An 18,333-nucleotide genomic window follows, 5' to 3' on the forward strand; every position below is an offset into this window, starting at 1 on the left:
GATCACGCTAACGACTTCACGGCTGGGCGGGAACCTCCGCGGGGCGCTTGAACATCCGGGTGGCGGTGATCTCGCCGTGGATGGTCGGGCCGTCCGGGTCCTGCGGGGTGGGCAGGCCCGGGCGCAGGTGCTCCTCCACCGAGATGTACTTGAGGCCGGCCCGCAGGTCGGCGTCGTTGCGCAGCCGGATCACCAGTGGGAACTCGGCGAGCGCGGTGGTGTCGAACAGGCCGGTGGTGTAGATGAGTTGGACGCCGAGCGCGTCCGCCACCGCGCGCTGGAGCTCCAGCAGGTAGGTGGCGTTGGCGCGGCCGATCGGGTTGTCGAGGAACAGCGTGCCGGCGTGCCGCAGTTGGGACTGGCCGCGGTCGTTGGCGCGCAGCGCGGCCATCGTGCAGTAGAGCGCGATGGCGGCGGTGAGCAGCTGGCCGCCGGAGAAGACGTCGGACATCTGGCCGACGCCGACCCGTTCGGCGCGCAGCACCGCGTCCGGCTTGAGGATCTCGACGCTGACGCCCTTGGGGCCGATCGCGGCGGCGACGCCGCGCAGCAGCAGCGACATGCCGTCGCGGCGCAGGTCGCTGTTCTTCTTGACGGCGGCACGGGTGGCCTCGTCGATGACCTCGCCGAGGCGCTCGACCAGGGTGGCGTGGTCCGGGTCCTCGAAGCGGATCCGCAGGAACTCCTGGCCGGACCACTCCCCCAGGCCCTCGGGCAGCCGGGACAGCCGCTGGGCGGCGCGCAGGGTGGTGAGCGAGGACTCGACCAGGCCGCGCAGCCGGTCGACGATCGAGCCGCGGTTCTTCTCCAGCTGGGCGAGTTCGTCGGTGAGCACTCGCAGCCGGGGCGCGAAGGCAGCGGCCCAGGCGGCGGCGTGCTCGGGCAGCGCGGAGGCGGGCAGTTCGCGGATCTGCTGGCGGGCAGGGGTGCGGACGGCCTCGTAGCGGGCGGCGTTGGCGTGCCGGACCAGCGCGTCGGAGGCGTCCCGGACGGCGAGTTCGGCCGAGGACAGCTCACCGGCGGCCGTCCGCAGGCCGCGGCGGGCGTCGGTGGAGGCGTTGCGGGCCTCGGGCAGCGAGCCGAGGTAGGGCTCGACCGGCTGGCCGTCGTCCTCCTGCTGCTCGCGCAGGCCGTCGCGCAGCTGGCCGGCCAGCTCGTCGAAGTCGGCGGCGGCGGACTGGGCGGTGTCGAAGGTGCGCTGGAGGTCGGCGTGCGCGGTGCGGGCGGCGTCCACGGCCTCCCGGCACTCGGCGAGCCGGCTGGTGGCGGTGCGCAGCAGGGTCTGGGCGTGCTCGGGGTCGGTGGGGACGAGCTCCTCGGGCAGCTCGGTGTGCGCCTCGCCGTCGGCGGGGGCCGAGCGCTCGGCCTCGCCGCGCAGGCGGCCGAGCTGCTCGCTGGCGGTGGCGGAGCGGGCCTCGATGGTGGCGACCAGTTCCTCGGCGCGGGCGGCGGCGGCCTGGCGGGCCGGGCCGTCGGCGCCGTCGGGGCTGCCGAGGAGTTCCTCGGCGCGGGTGCGGACCTTGTTGGTGAGGCGGTCGAGTTCCGCCGCGGCGGCGGCCTCGTCGCCCTCGGCGCGGGCCTGTTCGGCGCGCAGGTCGGCGCCGACGCCGACCTTCTCGTACAGCTGGGAGGCGGCCCGGTAGGCCTCGCGCAGCGCGGGCAGCGCGGCGGGGGCGGTCTGCTCGGCGGGCTCGTCGGCCTGTTCGGCGGCGGGGATCTCGGCGCGTTCGGCGCGCAGGGCGCGCACCGTGCGGCGGGCGTCGTCGGCGGCGCGCTGGGCGGCGCGGCGGTCCTCGTCGCAGGTGCGGGCGCGTTCGGCGCAGACGGCCTGGCGGCGGTCGCACTCGGCGGCGTCCTCGGCGAGTTCGCGCTGGCGGCGGGCCCAGTTGGCGCGCTCGCGAAGCCGGAAGGCGAGGCCGGAGAGGGCGTCGGCGCGGCGGCGGGCGCGCTGGGCCGCCTCCCGGTGCTCCTCGTGGGCGGAGGCGGCGGCCGCGTGGTCGGTCTCGGCCTCGTCGTGGTCGGCGCGCAGGGTGGCCAGGGCGGCGGCGGCCTGCTCGGCGTGCTCGCGGGCGGCCTCGGCGGCGGCGGCGAGTTCGGCGAGGGTGCCGGGCGGGCAGCTGGCGTGCCAGGAGGCGAGGCGGGCGGCGAGGGCGCGGTCGGCGCCGAGGCGGCCGGCGAGTTCGCGGATGTGCTCCTCGCGGGCGGCGGCGCGGGCGCGCAGTTCGCGGCGCTCGCCGTCGGCGGCGGACTCGTCGTGCATGGCCGGGTTCGGCGGCACCAGGAAGAAGGCGGGCTCGTCGGTGATCGGGGCGATCAGCGAGGCGGCGGCGCCGACGGCCACGGTGGAGCGCGGCAGCAGGGCGGCGGCCTGCAGGGCCTCGCGGGCACGCTCCAGCGAGGACGGGTCGGTGACGACCACGCCGTCGACCAGTTCGGGCCGGGCGGCGAGGATCGCCTCGTGGTCGGTCGGGTCGACGGACTGGGCGAGGTAGCGCCAGCCGGGCAGGGCGGGGATGCCGTGCTCGGCGAGGTACTCGACGGTGGCCAGCACGTCGGGGCCGGGCGGCAGCAGGCCGCCGTCGCCGAGCGCGGCGAGGATGCGGGAGTCGTCGGCGGCGGCCGTCCGCAGGTCGAACAGGGTGCGTTCGGCGGTGGCGATGGCCTCGTCGAGGAGTTCGCGCAGGTACTCGGCGTTGCGGTCGAGCACGGCGGGGGTGAGGAAGCCGGCGTCCTCCTCGGCGTCCTCTTGGTAAGGAGTCAGGGAGAGCAGGTCGGCCAGGCGCTGCTCGGTGGCGAGCAGGGCGGCGGTGCGCTGCTCGGCGGCCAGCGACTGGGCGGCGGCCTTGCGGGCGTCGCCGGCCCGTTCGGCGGCGAGTTCGGCGCGGGAGGTGGCGGCGGCGGCCTCGCGCAGCCGGGCGGCGGAGGCCTCGGCGGCGGTGCGGGCCTGGGCGAGGGCCGCGGCGGCGGCCTTCTCGACGTCGGCGGCGTGCAGGGCGGCCCGGGCCGGGTCCACGTCGCCGTCGGCGTCGATGAAACCGGCCTCGACGGCGGCTTCGGTCTCCTGCTCGACCTCGGCGAGGCGCTGGCGCAGGTGCTCGGCCTCGCTGCGGGCCTTCTGGGCGGCGGTGGCGGCCTCGGTGGCGGCGGACTGGGCCTTGCCGCCGTCCTCCTGGAGCTCGCTCGCGCGCTGCTCCTCGGTGTCGGCGCGGGCTTCGGCGGCCGCGGCGGCGGCTTCCAGGGCGCGGGCGAGCGCGGTGGCGGCGCGGGCGCGGGCGGCGAGCGCGGGGGCGGCGTCCAGCTCGGCCTCGCGGATGGCGGCGGCCACCCGGGCGACCCGGTCGGCGGCGGCGCGCTGACGCAGCACGGCCTCGGCGGCCTGCCAGGCGGAGTGCAGGGTGCGGGCGTCGATGAGTTCGCGGCGCAGCGCGGCGGCCTCGGCGGTGGCCGCGGCCAGGCTCAGGGTGGCGTGCCGGTGGGTGAGTTCGTCGGCGATCAGGCTGTGCCGGGTGCGGTCGGACTCAGCGGCGGTGACGGCGCTCGCGGCGGCGGCGACCTCGATGGCGAGGTCCTCGGCGCGGTCGCGTTCGGCGGCGGCGCGGGAGGTGAGGGCGTGGGCGAGGCGGCGGGCGCGGCGCTCGGCGGTGCGGTGGGCCTCGCGGACGGCCTCGCGGGCGGTGGTGGCGTCGACGATGCGTTCCAGCAGGTCGAGCGAGCCTGCGGTGAAATCGCGTTCGGCGGTGAGTTCGGCGCGCAGGCCGAGCTTGGCGGCGAAGCCGTGCACGAGGTCGGCCAGGCCGTCGGTGTCCCGGGTGTCGGTGACGGCGCGCAGCAGCAGGTCGGTGAAGTCCTTGTCCTGCTTGACCGCGAAGAGGCCGGCCGCCTCGCCCTCGTCGGCGTTCATCTCGCGCTGGTAGCGGAAGAGTTCGGGGTCGAGGCCGAGTTCGCCGAGGTGTTCGGTCCAGCGGTCGTGGCCGTCCTCGAAGACCAGGTCGAGGTGGGGGTGGGCCTTGCCGGCCTCGGTGAGGGCGTCGCGGAAGCCCTTCATGGTGCGGCGGCGGCCGCGGGCCTTCTGGTCGCCGGCCAGGCTGACCCGTTCGGCGACCGGCAGCGAGTCGAGGGTGAGGCCGGGGCCGGGGCGGAAGGAGTACCAGGTCTCGGCGAACTTGCGCGGGTCGGAGGAGACCTGGCGGCCGCGCCACTCGCTGACCTTGCCGACCACGATCAGCTCGCCGGTGACGGTGTGCTGCCACTCCAGGGCGACGTGGCCGCAGTCGTCGGAGAGCAGGAACTTGCGCAGCACGCCGGCGCTGGCGCCGCCGAGGGTGTTGCGGTGGCCGGGGAGCATCACCGAGAAGATCAGCTTGAGCAGGACGGACTTGCCGCCGCCGTTCTCCAGGAAGAGCACGCCGGCCGGGGCGGGGCGGCGGACCGGCCCGTCGGTGTCCTCGCCGAACAGGCCGATCTGCTGCGGAGCCGGGTCGGCGACGGGCTCGCCGACGCCGCGCAGGTCGAGCACCGTGTCGGCGTAGCGGGCGCCGGCCGGTCCGATCGAGTAGAGGCGGACCCGGTTGAGCTCGTACATGTGCGGCGGTTCTCCGTGCGTCTTATGGGGTTGTCAGAGCGAGTGGAACGGCAGGCCGGCGTCGGCGACCAGCTCGTCGCCGGTGTCCGGCGGCAGCAGGCTGGCGGTGCCGTCGGAGACCGGGACGATGCCGAGGTCGAGCAGTTCGGCCATCGCGGCGCTGCCGGCCAGGTCGCGGACCTGGAGCTGGTAGCGGGCGGTGGTGCGGTAGGTGCCGCCGGAGTCGTCCGAGACCTTCTGCAGGAAGCCGGAGTCGACCAGGAACATGACGGCCTTGGCGACGATGCCGATGGTGGAGCCGGAGAGCCGGCGGGCGTCCTTGGTGGCGCCGGTGGCGGTGCGCCGGGCCCAGACCCGCCAGGCGGCCTCCAGGCCGGGGGCGTCGGAGGCCGGGTCGGTGTTGGCGCCGTCGGCGTCGGCCTGCTCCTCGAGGCGGCGGCAGGCCTGGCGGACGAAGGAATCGACGCCGTTGACGGTGATCCGGCCGAGGTAGCCGTCGTCGGCGAGGTCCTCGGGGCGGGGGAAGGCCATCGCGGCGACGGCGAGGTGGGCCAGGCCGTGCAGGAAGCGGTCGGTGGACTCGGAGGCGGCGCGGCGCGAGTAGTCGCCCATCCGGACCGCGAACAGCGAGTCCTCGGCGGCGGCGACGGCCATGCCGGCGCGCGGCGAGACCTCGAGGACGACCAGGCCCATGCCGGTGGCGATGGCGTCGGCGAGGCGGGCGAACGGCGGGTCCTCGCGGTGGCGGCGGACGAGTTCGGCGTACTCGGCGTCGCGGGCCGGGAGCAGCTTGGCCTGGAGGCCGAAGGAGACCAGCCGGGCGGCGTCGGCGACGTCGGCCGGGGTGATCGGCGCGGGAGCCGCGGGTTCGGTCTCGGCCGCCCAGGACGTGTCGTGGTGGGTCGTCACGGGCGGTGCTCCTCGGGGATGGCGCGGTGGTTACGGTTCGTCAACGTGGGTGGTGGTGAAGTCACTGCCCGGCGGGTCAGCCGGCGTCCTTGCGGTCGGCGGCCATGCCGACCGCGTCGAGCAGGGCGCTGCCGACGATGAGGTCGGCGCCGCCGAACTCCCGGTCGCGCAGCGGGGTGCCGTCGTCCACGGCGAACAGCAGCCGCTCCTCGCCCTGGCGGTAGGCGGTGCCGACCGGCGGGCTGGCCGCGTGCACGGCCAGCAGGGCGACCAGGTACGGGAGTTCGGGGTCCTGCCGGCGGGCGTCGGCGAGCAGGCCGGAGAGCCGACGGGGGGCGTCCGGGGGCAGGTCGAGCAGTTCCAGCGCGGCTTCGAGCTGGGCCTCGGAGAAGCGGCTGTCGTCCGGGGTGGCGACCAGGTCCGGGTCGGGCAGTTCGGCGCCGAGGTGCTCGCGCTCGACCGGCGGGGTGAGCAGCAGGTCGACCAGGTCGGTGACCCGGACCGAGACGGGCGTGCGCAGGCCGGCGCCGCGGGCGAAGAAGGCGCCGGTGGGGCGGACTGCCTGCTCTATCGGCAGTCGCAGCACCGGGGCGAGCAGCTGCCCGTAGAGGTCGATGCCGCTGCGGGCGCCGGGGGTGGCGAAGGCCTGCCGGTCCTGCTCGGCGCGGAACAGCGGGCCGGCCTCCAGCAGGCGGGTCTGCAGCTGGGTGTGGCGGCGGATGCAGTCCTTGACGATGTCGACCAGTTCGGCGGCGCGGCGCTTGTGCTCAGGGTCCTCGGCCTCGTCGCGGGCCTTGCGGATGTTGGTGAGAATCGCGTTCTCGTGCCGGTAGCGGTCGGCGATGTGGTCCAGTGCCTCGTCGATGAGGTCCGGGACCGCCTTCATCCAGTCGACCGCGCGGACGTTGCGGCGGGTGGCGTCGAGCGCGCGGCGCAGCGTCTCGGCGTACTGGACGGTGCGGTACCGGGCCTGCTCGGCGGCCAGCTGGGCGTCGGCCAGGCGGCCGCGGCGGATCAGCACCTCCAGCTTGACCTCGGCGGCGATCTGGGCCGAGGTGACGTCGGTGTCGAGCGCGCCGACCAGGACGTTGACCGCCTCGTCGGTGGTGCGCAGGTAGATGCCGCCGTCGGGGCCGGGGACCTCTTCGATCAGCTTGAAGTCGTAGTCGCGGCGGACGTACTCGCCGTCCGCGCCGAAGGTGCCGTAGACGGCGCGGAAGCCGCGGTCCACGCTGCCGACGTTGATCAGCGACTCCAGCACCCAGCGGGCGACCCGCTCGTGCTCGGGGGCGGGCCGGTGCGGGGCCTGGGCGGCGACCCGGGGCAGCATCCGGGCGAGCACTATGTCGCGGTCGGCGCCGGTGTCGAAGTCCATGTGCAGGGTGACCAGGTCGATCGCGGCGAGGCCGACCTCGGCCATCGCGTAGCCGCCGTACTCGCCGGCCAGGTTGACCTTGCGGTTGTCCAGGTCGTGCAGCGGGGCGGTGCAGGCCAGCGCCTTGAGCCGGCGGGCCAGGCCTTCGTCGGCGGCGGGGCCGGGCGCGGGCCGTGCGGCGGGCACGGTGGCGCCGGCGGCCGGCCGGAGGCCGGGCTCGGTGGGCAGGTCAGCGATGGCGGTCACGGTGGACAAGATTAGAGGTTCGCACCGACATCGACCGAAACGGACCTTGCGGGCGGGCCGGGCGGCCGGCCTGGCGGCCCGTCGGGGACGGATTCGGAACGCGGCGGCGGGCGCCGTGCCCGCACCGGTGGACGTCCCGGTCCACCACGGCGGGTGGAACCGGCGCGACGCGTCCGCAGGGCTCTCCAATGGGAGTTGAACATGTTCAAAAGATCGGTCTAGAGTCGTTCCGCGCAGGTGGGACAAGGCTCCGCCTGCTCTTCGGCGTGCCCGGGCGAGACACGCTCGACTTGGAGGTGTGCGAGATGGACGGCGACCCCGCGGTCATCCTGCGGCGGGTCCGGCGGTGGCTCCGGTTCTTCCTGGTCTGCCTGGTGCTGAGCGGGCTGACCGCCTTCCCGCTGGAGACCGAGACCCGCTGGCTGGTCGACCTCGCCACCGGCCCGGCCGCTCCGCTGACCGACCACTTCCCGGCCGCCACGGCCTGGTTCGAGCGGGTCCAAACCGGCATCGCCGAGACCGACGACCGCTACCCGTTCCTGGCGTACGGCACCGACTGGCTGGCCTTCGCCCACCTGGTGATCGCCGCCGCCTTCTGGGGGCCGCTCAAGGACCCGGTCCGCAACATCTGGGTGATCCGCTGGGCGGTGCTCGCCTGCGGCGCGGTGATCCCGCTGGCGCTGATCTGCGGACCGCTGCGGGGGATCCCGCTGGCGTGGAGATTCATCGACATGTCGTTCGGCGTCTTCGGCGCAATTCCGCTGCTGATCGTGCTGCGGGCGCTGCGTCCGCTGGAACGTTCCTTCCAGGAGCGCCTAGCCGCGAACTGAGTCGGCGCTCCACGTACACGCCCCGGGGCGCGTGCGTGGAGGCCGCGCGCCGGTGCTCCCTCCGAGGCTCCGGGTCACGGTCACCGGGCTTCACCCCCAGGCCCTACCATCTGGCTCAACAGCTGCTGGGAGGCGGACGGGCGTGGCCGATGCGGTGATCGATCTCAATGCGGACCTCGGCGAGGGGTTCGGGCGCTGGAGCCTGACCGACGACGAGGCACTGCTGTCCGTGGTGACCAGTGCCAACATCGCCTGCGGCTACCACGCCGGGGACCCGTCGACGATGCGCCGGGTCTGCGCACTGGCCGCCGAACGCGGCGTCCGGATCGGCGCCCAGGTCTCCTACCGCGACCTGGCCGGCTTCGGGCGCCGCGCGATGGACGTCCCGCCGGAGGAACTGGCCGACGAGATCGCCTACCAGATCGGTGCCCTCCAGGTCTTCGCCCGCGCCGCCGGCTCCCGGGTCTCCTACGTCAAACCGCACGGCGCCCTCTACAACCGGGTGGTCGCCGACTCCGAGCAGGCCGAGGCCGTGGTCGCCGGCGTACTGCGGGCCGGCGCGGTCTGCGACGGGCCGCTGCCCGTCCTCGGACTGCCCGGCTCCCGGCTGCTCTCGGTCGCCGAGGGGGTCGGGCTGCCGGTGGTGACCGAGGCCTTCGCCGACCGCGCCTACACCTGGGCCGGCACCCTCGTCCCGCGCCGCGAACCGGACGCGGTGGTGCACGACCCCGAGTCGGTGATCACCCGCGCCGTCGGCATCGCCCGGGACGGCACGGTGGAGGCCGTCGGCGGCGACCGGATCGCCGTCGAGGCCCGCTCGCTGTGCGTCCACGGCGACACCCCCGGCGCCGCCCAGCTCGCCTGGCGGATCCGCGGCGCCCTCGCCTCGGGCGGGGTCCGGGTCGAGGCGTTCAGCTGACGACCGGGGTTCGGGCCAGGGCGTTCACCTGACGGCCTGGGTTCGGGCCTGGGCGTTCACCTGACGGCCGGTGACCCTGCCGGTGCGGGCGGGGTGGGCTGGGCGCCGTCCGGGCCGGGGCCCCGGTTCCGGCTCAGCCCGCGCTGAGCGCCTCCGCGGCCGCCGCCGCGAAGCCGTCCGGGTTGTCGAGCATGATGTTGTGCCCGCACTCCGGCACCTCCACCACCCGCACCCCCGCCGCGCGCAGCCCGTCGGCGCCCGCCGGTGCGTTCGACTCCGGGTGGAGGAAGGTGCGCGGGAGGTCGAGTCCGAGCAGCAGTTCGCGCATGATCGGCTCGCTCCCGCGGGCCAGGTGCACGGCGCTGCGGTACAGCCCTTCGGGCCCGGCGAGCCGCATGGTGGACCACCAGAACGGCCCGACCCGCTCGGCGACTTCGGCCCGTCCGCCGGCCAGGAACTCCTCCTCGGTGTAGCCGGCGATCCCGCTGCTGCCGCTCCGCTGCCGACCGGGCTCGATCGGGTCGAGGTTGGAGTCCACCAGGAGCAGTCGGGAGACCAGCCCGGGGTGCCGGTGCGCCAGGACGATGGCGATCGCGCCGCCCATGCTGTGACCCACCACCTCGACCCGGTCCAACCCGGCCGCCCGGACCGCTGCCGCGATCGTGTCGGCGTGCTGCTCCAGGGTGTAGCCCAAGTCGGTGGGCCGGTCGCTGATGCCGAAGCCGAGCAGGTCGAGCAGCAGCGAGCGGCGCCCGGCGAGCAGCGGGTGCGCGGCGGCGGCCGCGAAGTAGACGGGCGAGCTGGCGCCGAGCCCGTGCAGATAGAGCCGGGCGGGCTCGGCGCCGGGCAGCTCGACCCAGCGGATCCGGTCGCCGTTCGGGGTGACGGGGGCCTCGCGCATGCGCACACACTCCTGTGTCGGTCGGGAACTGCCGAGACCATACATCGAGTTCGAGGTATACCGCTATCGATATACCCACGCACCGAGACAACGGATCTGGGAGAGTGGCCCCATGCTGAAGCTCGCGATCCTCGGATTCCTCTACGACCGGCCGCTGCACGGCTACGAGCTGCGCCGCCACCTCGCCGCGCTCACCGGCCACATCCGCCCGATCAGCGACGGCTCGCTCTACCCCGCGATCAAGCGCCTGGAGGCCGACGGCCTGCTGGTCCGCGAGACCGAGCCCGGCAGCGCCGCCGCACCCCGGCACACCCTGCACCTGACCGGGGCCGGCCGCACCGCACTGCTCGACCGGCTGCGCGAGCCCGAGCCGCTCGACATCAGCGACGGGAACCGCTGGACCACCCTGGTCTCCTTCCTGCGCCACCTCGACGACCCGGCCGCCCAGGCCGCCGTGCTCCGCCGCCGCCTCGCCTTCCTGTCCGAGCCGGCCAGCTTCTTCTACGAGGGCGACCGCCCGCGCGCCGCCGAGGAGTTCACCGACCCGTTCCGGCGCGGCCTGCTGCTGACCGCCCGCGCCACCACCGAGGCCGAACTCGCCTGGCTGCGCGCCACCCTGGTCGAGCTCGAGGGCAGCCGGCCGCACGGAGAGATCAACCGGACGGAAGGTTCCGGGAACTGACGGACTGTCCGAAAGACGCCGAACCACCCTTCCCTCCTCACCCCACCCGTGTTCCGATGGCAACCATGGGCAACGACACGCACATGAGCAACGAGCGACGCGAGGGTTACGACGGCACCGGGGCGGGCGCGATCACCCCGGACGGCTGCGCGGTCGAGGTGTGGACCCGCCTCCCGGTGGGCGACGCACCGGACGTGATCGAGGCCGCGGTGCCGCCGGGCGCCCGGATCCTCGAACTCGGCTGCGGCGTCGGCCGGATGACCCACCCGCTGGTCGAACGCGGCTTCGCCGTCACGGCCGTGGACGAGTCCGCCGAGATGCTGGCCCGGGTGCGCGCGGGCGTCCGCACGGTGCGCAGCCCGATCGAGCGGCTGGACCTCGGCGAGCGCTTCGACGTCGTCATACTCGCCTCCTTCCTGGTGCACGCCGGCGATCCGGCCGTCCGCCAGGGCCTGCTGGAGACCTGTCGCCGTCACGTCGCCGAGGACGGCTGCGTACTGGTGCAGCGCGAGGGCGAGGACTGGCACCGGAACGTGCCGCGGGAGAGCCGGATCGCCGGGACGGACGGGGTGGCCCGGATCCTCTCCGCGACACCGGTCGGGGCGGGGGTGAACTCCGTCCACGCGGAGTACGTGTTCCCGGACGGCACCTGGACCCAGACCTTCCTGTCCCGCCCGCTCAGCACGGAGGTCTTCGAACAGGCCCTGGCGGACGCCGGTCTGCGGGTCGAGACGTACCTGACGGAGGACCGCACCTGGGTCCGGGCCCGTCCCGCCGGCTAGTCCTGCACGGCCGGGCCCGGACGCGGGTTCGATCAAGTAGAACGGCGTTCCACCAGCGGCGCCCGAAAGCAGTGGGCCGGGACACCCCCGGTGTCCCGGCCCACTGGATGCTGGGTGAACCTAGCGCCCGAACTCCCGGGCGGCGGTCAATCGGCCGCGGACGGCGGCGTGGACCTCGGCCTCCTCGGCCGGGTCGGCGGCGAGCCTTCGCAGCCGCTCCAGCACACGCGCGTCGCCCGTGGTGGCGACGTGGCGCGCGGCGAGCTCGCGCGTGGACTCCTCACAGTCCCAGAGGCACTCGACCGCGGGCCCCTCGGGGAAGTGCACATCGGTCACGGCGAGCGCCCGGGCGGCGCGACCGCGCAGTTCGGAGGAGGCGGCCTCCCCGTAGATGTGGCGCAGGACCGGGACGGCGTCGGCGGCGGCCAGCCGCCCCGCACCGTCGACCAGCGATCCCAGGCCGGTACCGCTGACCCCGCGCACGGAGATCCAGCGGCGCAGTCCGGCGACCACCAGCGGCGCGTCCTCCGGTTCCCCGGCGTCGGCGAGCAGCCGGACGGCGGTCTCGCCGAGCGCGCTGTCGGCTCCCCCGCTGGCCGGGTCGGCCCAGCGGCGGGCCTGGGCCAGCACCTCGGGGCCGCGCATCCGGCCGAGCAGCTCCAGAGCGGCCCGGACGGTCCGGTCGTCCACGTCAGCTGCGGCGGCCTCGATCAGTTCGAGGGCGGCCGGGTCGCGCTGGTCGACCAGGTAGCGCAGGGCGGCCCGCCGGGCGCCGGGCAGGCCGTCGCGGGCGGCCTCCAGCAGGACCGGGCGGTCCTCGGGCCGGACGACGGCGGTCAGACAGCGGGCGGCCGCGGCGGCGCGGCGGTCCACGGCGTCGGGGCCGGAGCGGTCCTCGTCGACGTGCGCCGGCTCGGGGCGGCCCAGGAAGGCGCCGGCGCCGAGGTCGCCCAGCTGCCCCTGGTCGGCCCAGGCCAGCACGTCGGCGGTGGACCAGCCCGGGGTGACGCCGCTGCGGTTGATCTGGCGCTGCCAGAGGTCGAAGGGTGACTGCTCACCGGCGGCGGCCACTCTCGGGTGGTAGGCCGCCCAGAGCCGCCAGGGCCTGGGCTCGTAGGCGTTGCGGATGAACTCGCGCAGCTCGGCGTCGCCCTCGGGGCCCGGCGGGAAGCGGTCCAGCACGGCGGTGCCGAGCAGCAGCAGGCCCCGGTCGTCGTCGCGCAGGGCGAGCTCGTCCAGGGCCCAGGCCCAGTTGGCGCCGGTGGCGGCGTACTCGCGCAGCATCAGCAGCGCGTCGCGCCGGCCGTACGCGGCGAGGTGGCCCAGGACGGAGAGGGCGAGGCCGGTGCGGCTCTCGTCGTCGCTGACGAGGTCCTCGGCGGAGTGGAGGTGGTCCTCGATCCCGTCGAGGGAGGCCTCCAGCTCCATGTAGAGGCGGGCGTAGTAGAGGGAGCGGCTCTCGACCTGCCAGTCGGCCCGCGGATCCCTGGTGACGCACTCCTCCAGCGCGGCGATGGCCTCGGCACGGTCGGCGGCCAGCGCGTGGAGCTGCCCGTCACCGCGGCCTCGCTGCAGGAGGCCTAGGAGGCTGGCACTAGGTGCTATCACTGGCTCGAACATGAGGTCAGCATCCGTTGCGGCGGTCGTAGTGGCAACGGGATTTCCGTCGCCGGGGGTCTCTGGTCGGTACTGCGGTGGGCGCCCGGGCGCCGGAATCACCGAAGGTTACCGCCTCGGATCCCCTTCCGCACACAGGGCGACGAAGGCTGCTGCCACAGTGGCATATGCCAGGGGAATTTTGCCTGCGTTCTGTCCAAATCGCCCACACCGGCACGGGCGCTGTGCGACAGTCTTCTCACCACTCCCGACGCCCCGCGCTGGGGCTACACCGAGCGATGGATCCGCCATGGACATGCCCTTACGCACCGCCCGCCCGCCGGACACCGCCACGGTGGACGGCGCCCCGGCGGGCGACGCGAACGGCAGCACCGACGGCACCACCGGCGGTGGCTCCGACAACGGCACGGAGGGCAGCGTGGACGGCACGGCGCAGGAGCCGTCCGGCCCCTCCCTCGACAGCGGCGGCCACCCCGGCAGCCACGAGCCCGCCGACCGGCCGATCGTCGGCTCGGCCGAGTGGGACCTGCTGACCGACGGCATCCGCTGGAACGCGGAGACCTACCTCCTCCTCGGCTGCGACCCCGGCCACGGCCCGCTCAGCCTCGACCGGCTGCCCGACCGCCTCCCCGAGGCGGACCGGCCGCTGCTGCGCCGGATGATGACCGACGCCCTGGTGCACGGCCGTCCGGCCGCCAGCACCCTGCGGGTCCGCCGCACCGGCGGACGGCACGACAGCGTCGAGTGCGCGGGCGAACCCGTGCTCGGCGCGGACGGCACCGTCACCGCACTGCGCATGCTGCTCCGGCCGGCCCCGTCGGCCTGAGCCCGATCCCGAGCCTGAGCGCGAACCCGGTCCCGGGCGCGATCCCGGTCCCGAGCGCGATCCCGGCCCTGAGCCCGATCCCGAGCCCGAACCCGCGCCTCGGCCCCCTCCCCGACCGGCTCCCACCGGCCGCCCGTCTCACGACGGCCGCGGCCGGTTCTTGGCGTCCGCCGCCCGCAGCTCCCGGCCGAGCTCCGCCCGCAGCTCGTCCACCACCGGCAGCCCCCGGTACCGCGCGGTCAGCCGGTACATCTCGCGCAGCCGGTCCCAGGTCCGGTGCGAGGAGTTCTGGCCGATCAGGTTCATCACCATCTTGGCCTGGAACGCCGCCGCGTCCGGCTCCCCGGTGATCCACTCCACCGAGGCCAGGGTGATCCGGTCGAACAGCGCCGAGCGCAGCTGCCCGGTGCCCTCCCGCAGGGTGATCACCCGCTCCGCGTGCCGCCGGGCCCGGGGGGCCGCCGCCGGGTCGTGCTCGGCCAGGGTGCGCAGCACCAGCCCCTGCATGCCGCGCAGTTCGGCCTCGTCGAAGACCTGCATCCAGGACGGCGCCGGCTCCGGCGACTCCTCGCTGAACAGGTCCTCCGCCTCGCCGAGCAACCGGTAGGTGTCCTGGGAGTGTCCGATCGAGGCGTGCGCCCAGGCCTCGACGGTGTTGAACATCGCACGCGTTCTGGGCAGCAGCAGCCCGCCGCCCGCCTTGGCCGCCGACATCAGCTCGATCGCGTCGTCGGCCCGGCCCAGGTGCACCATCTGCCGGGCGGCCCGGGAGATCGCCTCGCCGGCCCGCGGCCGGTCACCGGCCTCCTTGGCGGCCTCGGCCGCGATCATGAAGTACCGCTGGGCGGTGGGCTCCAGGCCCACGTCGTGCGACATCCAGCCGGCCAGCACCGCCAGGTTGGCCGCGACCAGCCACAACCGCTGCTCCACCGCCGGTGCGTGGCGGTGGGTCAACAGACCGCCCACCTCGTTGAGTTGACCGACCACCGCCTTGCGCTGGAGCCCGCCGCCGCGGGCCGCGTCCCAGGCCCGGAACACCTGCACCGAGCGCTCCAGCGACTCCACCTCGTCGAGCCCGACCGGGCCCGCGTCGTACACGTCCACCACCGGGCGCGCGCCACCCCCGGTGACCACCTGGCGGGGCCCGGGCACGGAGGCCGCGTACGCGACCGCGTCCCCGCCCAGCCAGCCCTTCAGCGAGTCGGCGATGACCGCCCCGGTCGTGAGCGCGGCTCCGGCGCCCACCAATCCACGTCGGTTCAGCATGAGGTCCATTCCCGTGAACTCGGTGAGGACCGCGGCTGTTCGCTCCGGCGACCATGGCACTGCTGCGGAGGGATCCGCTCCGGACCTGGTGGGCCGGTGTCGTTCCAGACCGAGGTCCTCAGTGGTGACGACACGGCCGAGCCGCTCCGTGAACACGGCTGCCAGCACCCTCGGCACCGGATCGCGCGGGATCTCCCCCTGCTCGATCCACCGCCGTACCCTCGACGTGTCCGTGGACAGCTGCTGCTGCCCCAGCGCGGCACCCCGACGGTTGACCAGCCGCGCCAACTCGCCCTTGGACCATCCGGTCAGGACGAACAGATCGGCGAGTCGGGTGTTGGGTTCCCTGCTCAAATGAAGCCCCCAGGTTCCTCGGCACTTCGAGGCTAGAGGCTCCGGCAAGTGCCAGGCGAGCATTCGCCACCGTTCGCCAGGGCCCGCCAGACTACAAAGCCAGTGCCCGACGGGTGTGTTGTAGGGGTGCGCCACCTCGCCCCTCGGGTCGGGCGGCGTCCCACCAGCGCCGGGGCTGTCCCCCGACCGTGGCACGGGACGCTCCCGGTCCTCACCCGAGGGGGTGGCGCGGCCGGGTGGCGCGGGGGCGCCGGGCACGGCCACGGCAGTCCGGCCGACCGCATTCCCCAGGGTGCGGACGGTCGGAACACCGCCGAACAGGGGTTCCCGACCCCGCGTCCGTGCCCGGCGCCCGCGCTCCACCCACCGACCGAAGCAGGGCCGCCGTCGCGCCAGGAAGCACGCGGCGACGGCCCTCCCGCCCCGCGGGGCGCACCCGCCGACGGACCGGAAGGGACCACCCTCAGCCCATGTACTCCTCAGCGACGACCCCCACGCCGACCGCGACCCGCACCGCGCTGCGCCCCCCCACCGCAGCCACCGGCCGTCCCGGGCCCAAGCAGGTGCCCCCGGCGAGCCGTCCGGTCGCTCCGCGCGGCACCGAGGGCCGGTCCACGGACGCCCGGGTCCCGGCCGGCCGTACCGCGCTGGGGCTGCGCGGCCCCGAGGCCGCCCCGCCGGTCGGCCACCGCCTCCCGCTCGCCCGGCAGGCCGACGGCCAGGTGCTGCGCACCCGGCGGCCCGGCCAGCCGGTCGGACCGGAGCGGATCGATCCGTCGGCGCTGCAGACCCCGGCGGTCCGGGCCGCGCTGGGCAGCGTCGCGCGGATATGTCCCGCGTTCACTCCGCGCCAGGTCCTGCGCGAGGGCAGCCGCCACATCCTGGTGGCGGGCACCATCGGGCGGGCTCCGGTGGTCGCCAAGTGCCTGGCGCCGCAGGCGGTGCGGAGTGAGTACTTCGAGCAGCTGGTGGCCGACTTCCACCACGAGGTCGCGGTCTACCGGGCGTTCGTCCGGCACCGCCCACCGGTGCGGCTGCCCCGGCTGGTCGCGGCCGACCACGACCGCTGCGTGCTCGTCATGGAGCGCGTTCCCGGGCGGCCGGCCGCCCGGGAACGCCACCCGGTCAACGCGCCCACCCCGGGCGAGGTGCGGGCGCTGCTCGGCGCCGTCCGGACGCTGAACCTCTGGCGGCCGCCGAGCGACGTCTTCCAGCCGCGCCTGGACTACCAGTTGGAGATCGCCCGCTACCACTCGGTGGGCCAGCTCACCGACCGGGACGCCGGCGACCTGCGCGGCCTGCTGCACGGCCTGGGCCACACCCCGCTGCAGCTGTGCCACGGCGACGCCCTGCTCAGCAACATGCTGCTGGCGCCGTCCGGCCCGGTGCTGGTCGACTGGGAGCAGGCCGGCTGGTACCTGCCGGGCTACGACCTGGCGGTGCTGTGGAGCGTGCTCTCCGGAGACACCGCGGCCCGCCGCCAGATCAGCCAACTCGCCCAGAGCGGCGGCACGCTGGCCCGGGACGCGTTCCTGGTGAACCTGGTGCTGGTGCTGATGCGCGAGATCCGGCTGTACGACGTGCCGGGCGCCGGCGAGGAGCAGCGGATCATGATCCGCCGGCTCTACGACGACGCCGCGCTGGCCCGCCGGGCCGTCCGGGCCGCGGTCGGCACCCGCTGACCCGCCGGGTCCTGCGGAACTGCCGGATCCGCGGGGGCGGTTGAACCACCGGGGCCGCTACGGCCGGGCGCCGCTTCCCAGGGCGGCCCGGCCGGCGGCGTCCAGGACGGCCTCCTCGGCAGCCAGGTGCACCCGGCTGCTCAGCACGTCCCGCAGGTAGCGCTCCAGCGGGTGACGCCGACTCAGCCCCGGGTTCCCGGTGAGCGCGACGGCCTGCTGGACGGCCGCCGTGGCGGCCCGGGTGGCCAGCAGTTGGGCGGGGCCGGTCCGGGCCACCGCGTCCGGATCGCCCCGGTCCACCCGGGGGGCCAGGCCGTGGACCAGTTCCTCGGCGCCGATCAGCTGGGCCTCGATCTCGCCGAGGGCGCAGCGGTAGCGCGGCAGGGTGCCGAGCGGTTCGGTCAGATTGGCCGGAGTGCGCTGGTTCAGGAAGCGGACCAGCCAGGCCTCGGCGGCCCGGGCGACCCCGATCGCCACCGCGGCGAGGGCCAGATCCTGCCAGGCGCGGGCGAGTTCGGCCTCCGCGTGGTCCTCCTGGCCGGGCGTGCGCAGGCCGAGCGCGAGTTCGACCGGAACCCGCACCCCGTCCAGGACGACGTCGTGGCTGGCACTGGCCCGCAGGCCGAGCTGGTCCCAGGTCGGGTCGATCTCGATGCCCTCGCTCTCGCCGCGGACCAGGAACGTCCCGACCCTGGGCTCGGGTTCGTCGGTCCGCGCGGTGACGGCCATCCAGGCCAGTGCCTCGGCGCCGGTGCAGTACGTCTTCCGGCCGGTCAGCAGCCAGCCGTCGTCGTCCCGCCGGGCCACCGTCCCGGGCAGCGCGTCCGGCCGGCCGCCGGGCTCGGCCCGGAGCGTGTTGACCAGTGCGGGCCCGCGCCGGGACTCGGTGAGCAGCCGCCGGTAGCCGGCCGTCGGCCAGCCCGCGCGGCGGGCCTGCTCGGCGTGCTGGAGCAGGGTGAAGGCGGTGACCACGGCCACCGAGGCGTCCCCGCGGCCGAGTTGGGTCAGCACCTGGACGGTGTCGGCGAGCGTGCCGCCCGGTCCGCCGTACCGCGGGGAGACGGTCAGGGTGAGCAGCCCGGCCTCGTGGACGGCCTCGATGCCCTGGTACGGGAAGGTGGCGTCGCGGTCGTGCTCCTCGGCGCGGGCGGCGAGCAGGTCGACCACCCGGGGCAGGCCGGCCAGGGCGGCCTCGACCGCCGAGCGCTCCGGTGCGGGTCCGGGCGCCGGGGCGGGGGCCGTGGGCTTCGCGGGCGACGCGATGTGGCCGGAATCCGACGGTTCGGTTCGGGCACGATTGTTCGGTGAACGATCGTTGGCGGCGGTGGTCGTCATGGACTGGTGCCTCCGGGCGGCAGCGTG

The 18,333-nt window shown here is 75.3% G+C and carries 13 protein-coding genes; 6 read left to right on the forward strand and 7 right to left on the reverse strand.

What is annotated here, in order from left to right; genetic code table 11:
* Positions 1-16: 16 nt before the first annotated feature.
* The 3 genes from O1G21_RS07395 to O1G21_RS07405 all read right to left on the reverse strand — a co-directional run bounded on the left by O1G21_RS07395 (position 17) and on the right by O1G21_RS07405 (position 7,103).
* Positions 17-4,582, reverse strand: a complete 4,566-nt coding sequence (locus tag O1G21_RS07395) for a hypothetical protein (RefSeq protein WP_270141838.1) — start codon at positions 4,580-4,582, stop codon at positions 17-19.
* A 33-nt stretch (positions 4,583-4,615) separates the two neighbouring features.
* Positions 4,616-5,491 carry a hypothetical protein gene (locus O1G21_RS07400; protein ID WP_270141840.1) on the reverse strand — a complete coding sequence of 292 codons (876 nt, stop codon included), beginning with the start codon at positions 5,489-5,491 and terminating at the stop codon, positions 4,616-4,618.
* Positions 5,492-5,567: 76 nt separating this feature from the next.
* Positions 5,568-7,103, reverse strand: coding sequence for a hypothetical protein (locus O1G21_RS07405; protein WP_405000788.1), 1,536 nt, complete (start codon positions 7,101-7,103; stop codon positions 5,568-5,570).
* 314 nt (positions 7,104-7,417) lie between these two features.
* Here O1G21_RS07405 and O1G21_RS07410 point away from each other — a divergent pair, with 314 nt between their 5' ends.
* A complete protein-coding gene (locus O1G21_RS07410) occupies positions 7,418-7,942 on the forward strand; it encodes a hypothetical protein (RefSeq protein ID WP_270141842.1) in 525 nt (174 codons plus the stop codon).
* Between the two features lie 142 nt (positions 7,943-8,084).
* A complete protein-coding gene (locus O1G21_RS07415) occupies positions 8,085-8,861 on the forward strand; it encodes a LamB/YcsF family protein (protein WP_270141844.1) in 777 nt (258 codons plus the stop codon).
* Between the two features lie 133 nt (positions 8,862-8,994).
* On the opposite strand, the gene O1G21_RS07420 is transcribed toward O1G21_RS07415, so the two are convergent.
* A complete protein-coding gene (locus O1G21_RS07420) occupies positions 8,995-9,762 on the reverse strand; it encodes an alpha/beta fold hydrolase (RefSeq protein ID WP_270141846.1) in 768 nt (255 codons plus the stop codon).
* Positions 9,763-9,874: 112 nt separating this feature from the next.
* Between O1G21_RS07420 and O1G21_RS07425 the strand changes: the two genes are divergently transcribed.
* Both O1G21_RS07425 and O1G21_RS07430 read left to right on the forward strand, forming a co-directional pair.
* Positions 9,875-10,444, forward strand: a complete 570-nt coding sequence (locus O1G21_RS07425) for a PadR family transcriptional regulator (RefSeq protein ID WP_270141848.1) — start codon at positions 9,875-9,877, stop codon at positions 10,442-10,444.
* Between the two features lie 83 nt (positions 10,445-10,527).
* A complete protein-coding gene (locus O1G21_RS07430) occupies positions 10,528-11,226 on the forward strand; it encodes a class I SAM-dependent methyltransferase (protein ID WP_405000789.1) in 699 nt (232 codons plus the stop codon).
* Between the two features lie 120 nt (positions 11,227-11,346).
* Here the strand turns inward: O1G21_RS07430 and O1G21_RS07435 are convergent, their stop codons facing one another.
* Positions 11,347-12,846 (reverse strand): HEAT repeat domain-containing protein, encoded by a 1,500-nt coding sequence (locus tag O1G21_RS07435; protein WP_270141851.1) that lies wholly within the window; start codon positions 12,844-12,846, stop codon positions 11,347-11,349.
* Between the two features lie 286 nt (positions 12,847-13,132).
* On the opposite strand from O1G21_RS07435, the gene O1G21_RS07440 reads away from it, so the two are divergent.
* Positions 13,133-13,669: a hypothetical protein gene (locus O1G21_RS07440; protein ID WP_270141852.1), complete on the forward strand. Its 537-nt coding sequence runs from the start codon at positions 13,133-13,135 to the stop codon at positions 13,667-13,669.
* A 138-nt stretch (positions 13,670-13,807) separates the two neighbouring features.
* Here O1G21_RS07440 and O1G21_RS07445 read toward each other — a convergent pair whose 3' ends face one another.
* Positions 13,808-15,289 carry a DNA-binding protein NsdB gene (locus O1G21_RS07445; RefSeq protein WP_270141853.1) on the reverse strand — a complete coding sequence of 494 codons (1,482 nt, stop codon included), beginning with the start codon at positions 15,287-15,289 and terminating at the stop codon, positions 13,808-13,810.
* Positions 15,290-15,759: 470 nt separating this feature from the next.
* Between O1G21_RS07445 and O1G21_RS07450 the strand changes: the two genes are divergently transcribed.
* On the forward strand, positions 15,760-16,971 hold the full coding sequence (locus tag O1G21_RS07450) for an aminoglycoside phosphotransferase family protein (RefSeq protein ID WP_270141854.1): 1,212 nt from the start codon (positions 15,760-15,762) through the stop codon (positions 16,969-16,971).
* Positions 16,972-17,028: 57 nt separating this feature from the next.
* Here O1G21_RS07450 and O1G21_RS07455 read toward each other — a convergent pair whose 3' ends face one another.
* Positions 17,029-18,306, reverse strand: coding sequence for an acyl-CoA dehydrogenase family protein (locus O1G21_RS07455; protein ID WP_270141855.1), 1,278 nt, complete (start codon positions 18,304-18,306; stop codon positions 17,029-17,031).
* Between the last annotated feature and the right edge of the window lie 27 nt (positions 18,307-18,333).

It is taken from the genome of Kitasatospora cathayae (assembly GCF_027627435.1).
GTDB lineage: Bacteria > Actinomycetota > Actinomycetes > Streptomycetales > Streptomycetaceae > Kitasatospora > Kitasatospora cathayae.

Coding starts and splice junctions, on each gene's coding strand:
- O1G21_RS07430 (WP_405000789.1), top strand. CDS start 10,528: ATGAGCAACGAGCGACGCGAGGGTTACGACGGCACCGGGGCGGGCGCG.
- O1G21_RS07440 (WP_270141852.1), top strand. CDS start 13,133: ATGGACATGCCCTTACGCACCGCCCGCCCGCCGGACACCGCCACGGTG.
- O1G21_RS07420 (WP_270141846.1), bottom strand. CDS start 9,762: ATGCGCGAGGCCCCCGTCACCCCGAACGGCGACCGGATCCGCTGGGTC.
- O1G21_RS07435 (WP_270141851.1), bottom strand. CDS start 12,846: ATGTTCGAGCCAGTGATAGCACCTAGTGCCAGCCTCCTAGGCCTCCTG.
- O1G21_RS07410 (WP_270141842.1), top strand. CDS start 7,418: ATGGACGGCGACCCCGCGGTCATCCTGCGGCGGGTCCGGCGGTGGCTC.
- O1G21_RS07425 (WP_270141848.1), top strand. CDS start 9,875: ATGCTGAAGCTCGCGATCCTCGGATTCCTCTACGACCGGCCGCTGCAC.
- O1G21_RS07455 (WP_270141855.1), bottom strand. CDS start 18,306: ATGACGACCACCGCCGCCAACGATCGTTCACCGAACAATCGTGCCCGA.
- O1G21_RS07395 (WP_270141838.1), bottom strand. CDS start 4,582: ATGTACGAGCTCAACCGGGTCCGCCTCTACTCGATCGGACCGGCCGGC.
- O1G21_RS07450 (WP_270141854.1), top strand. CDS start 15,760: ATGTACTCCTCAGCGACGACCCCCACGCCGACCGCGACCCGCACCGCG.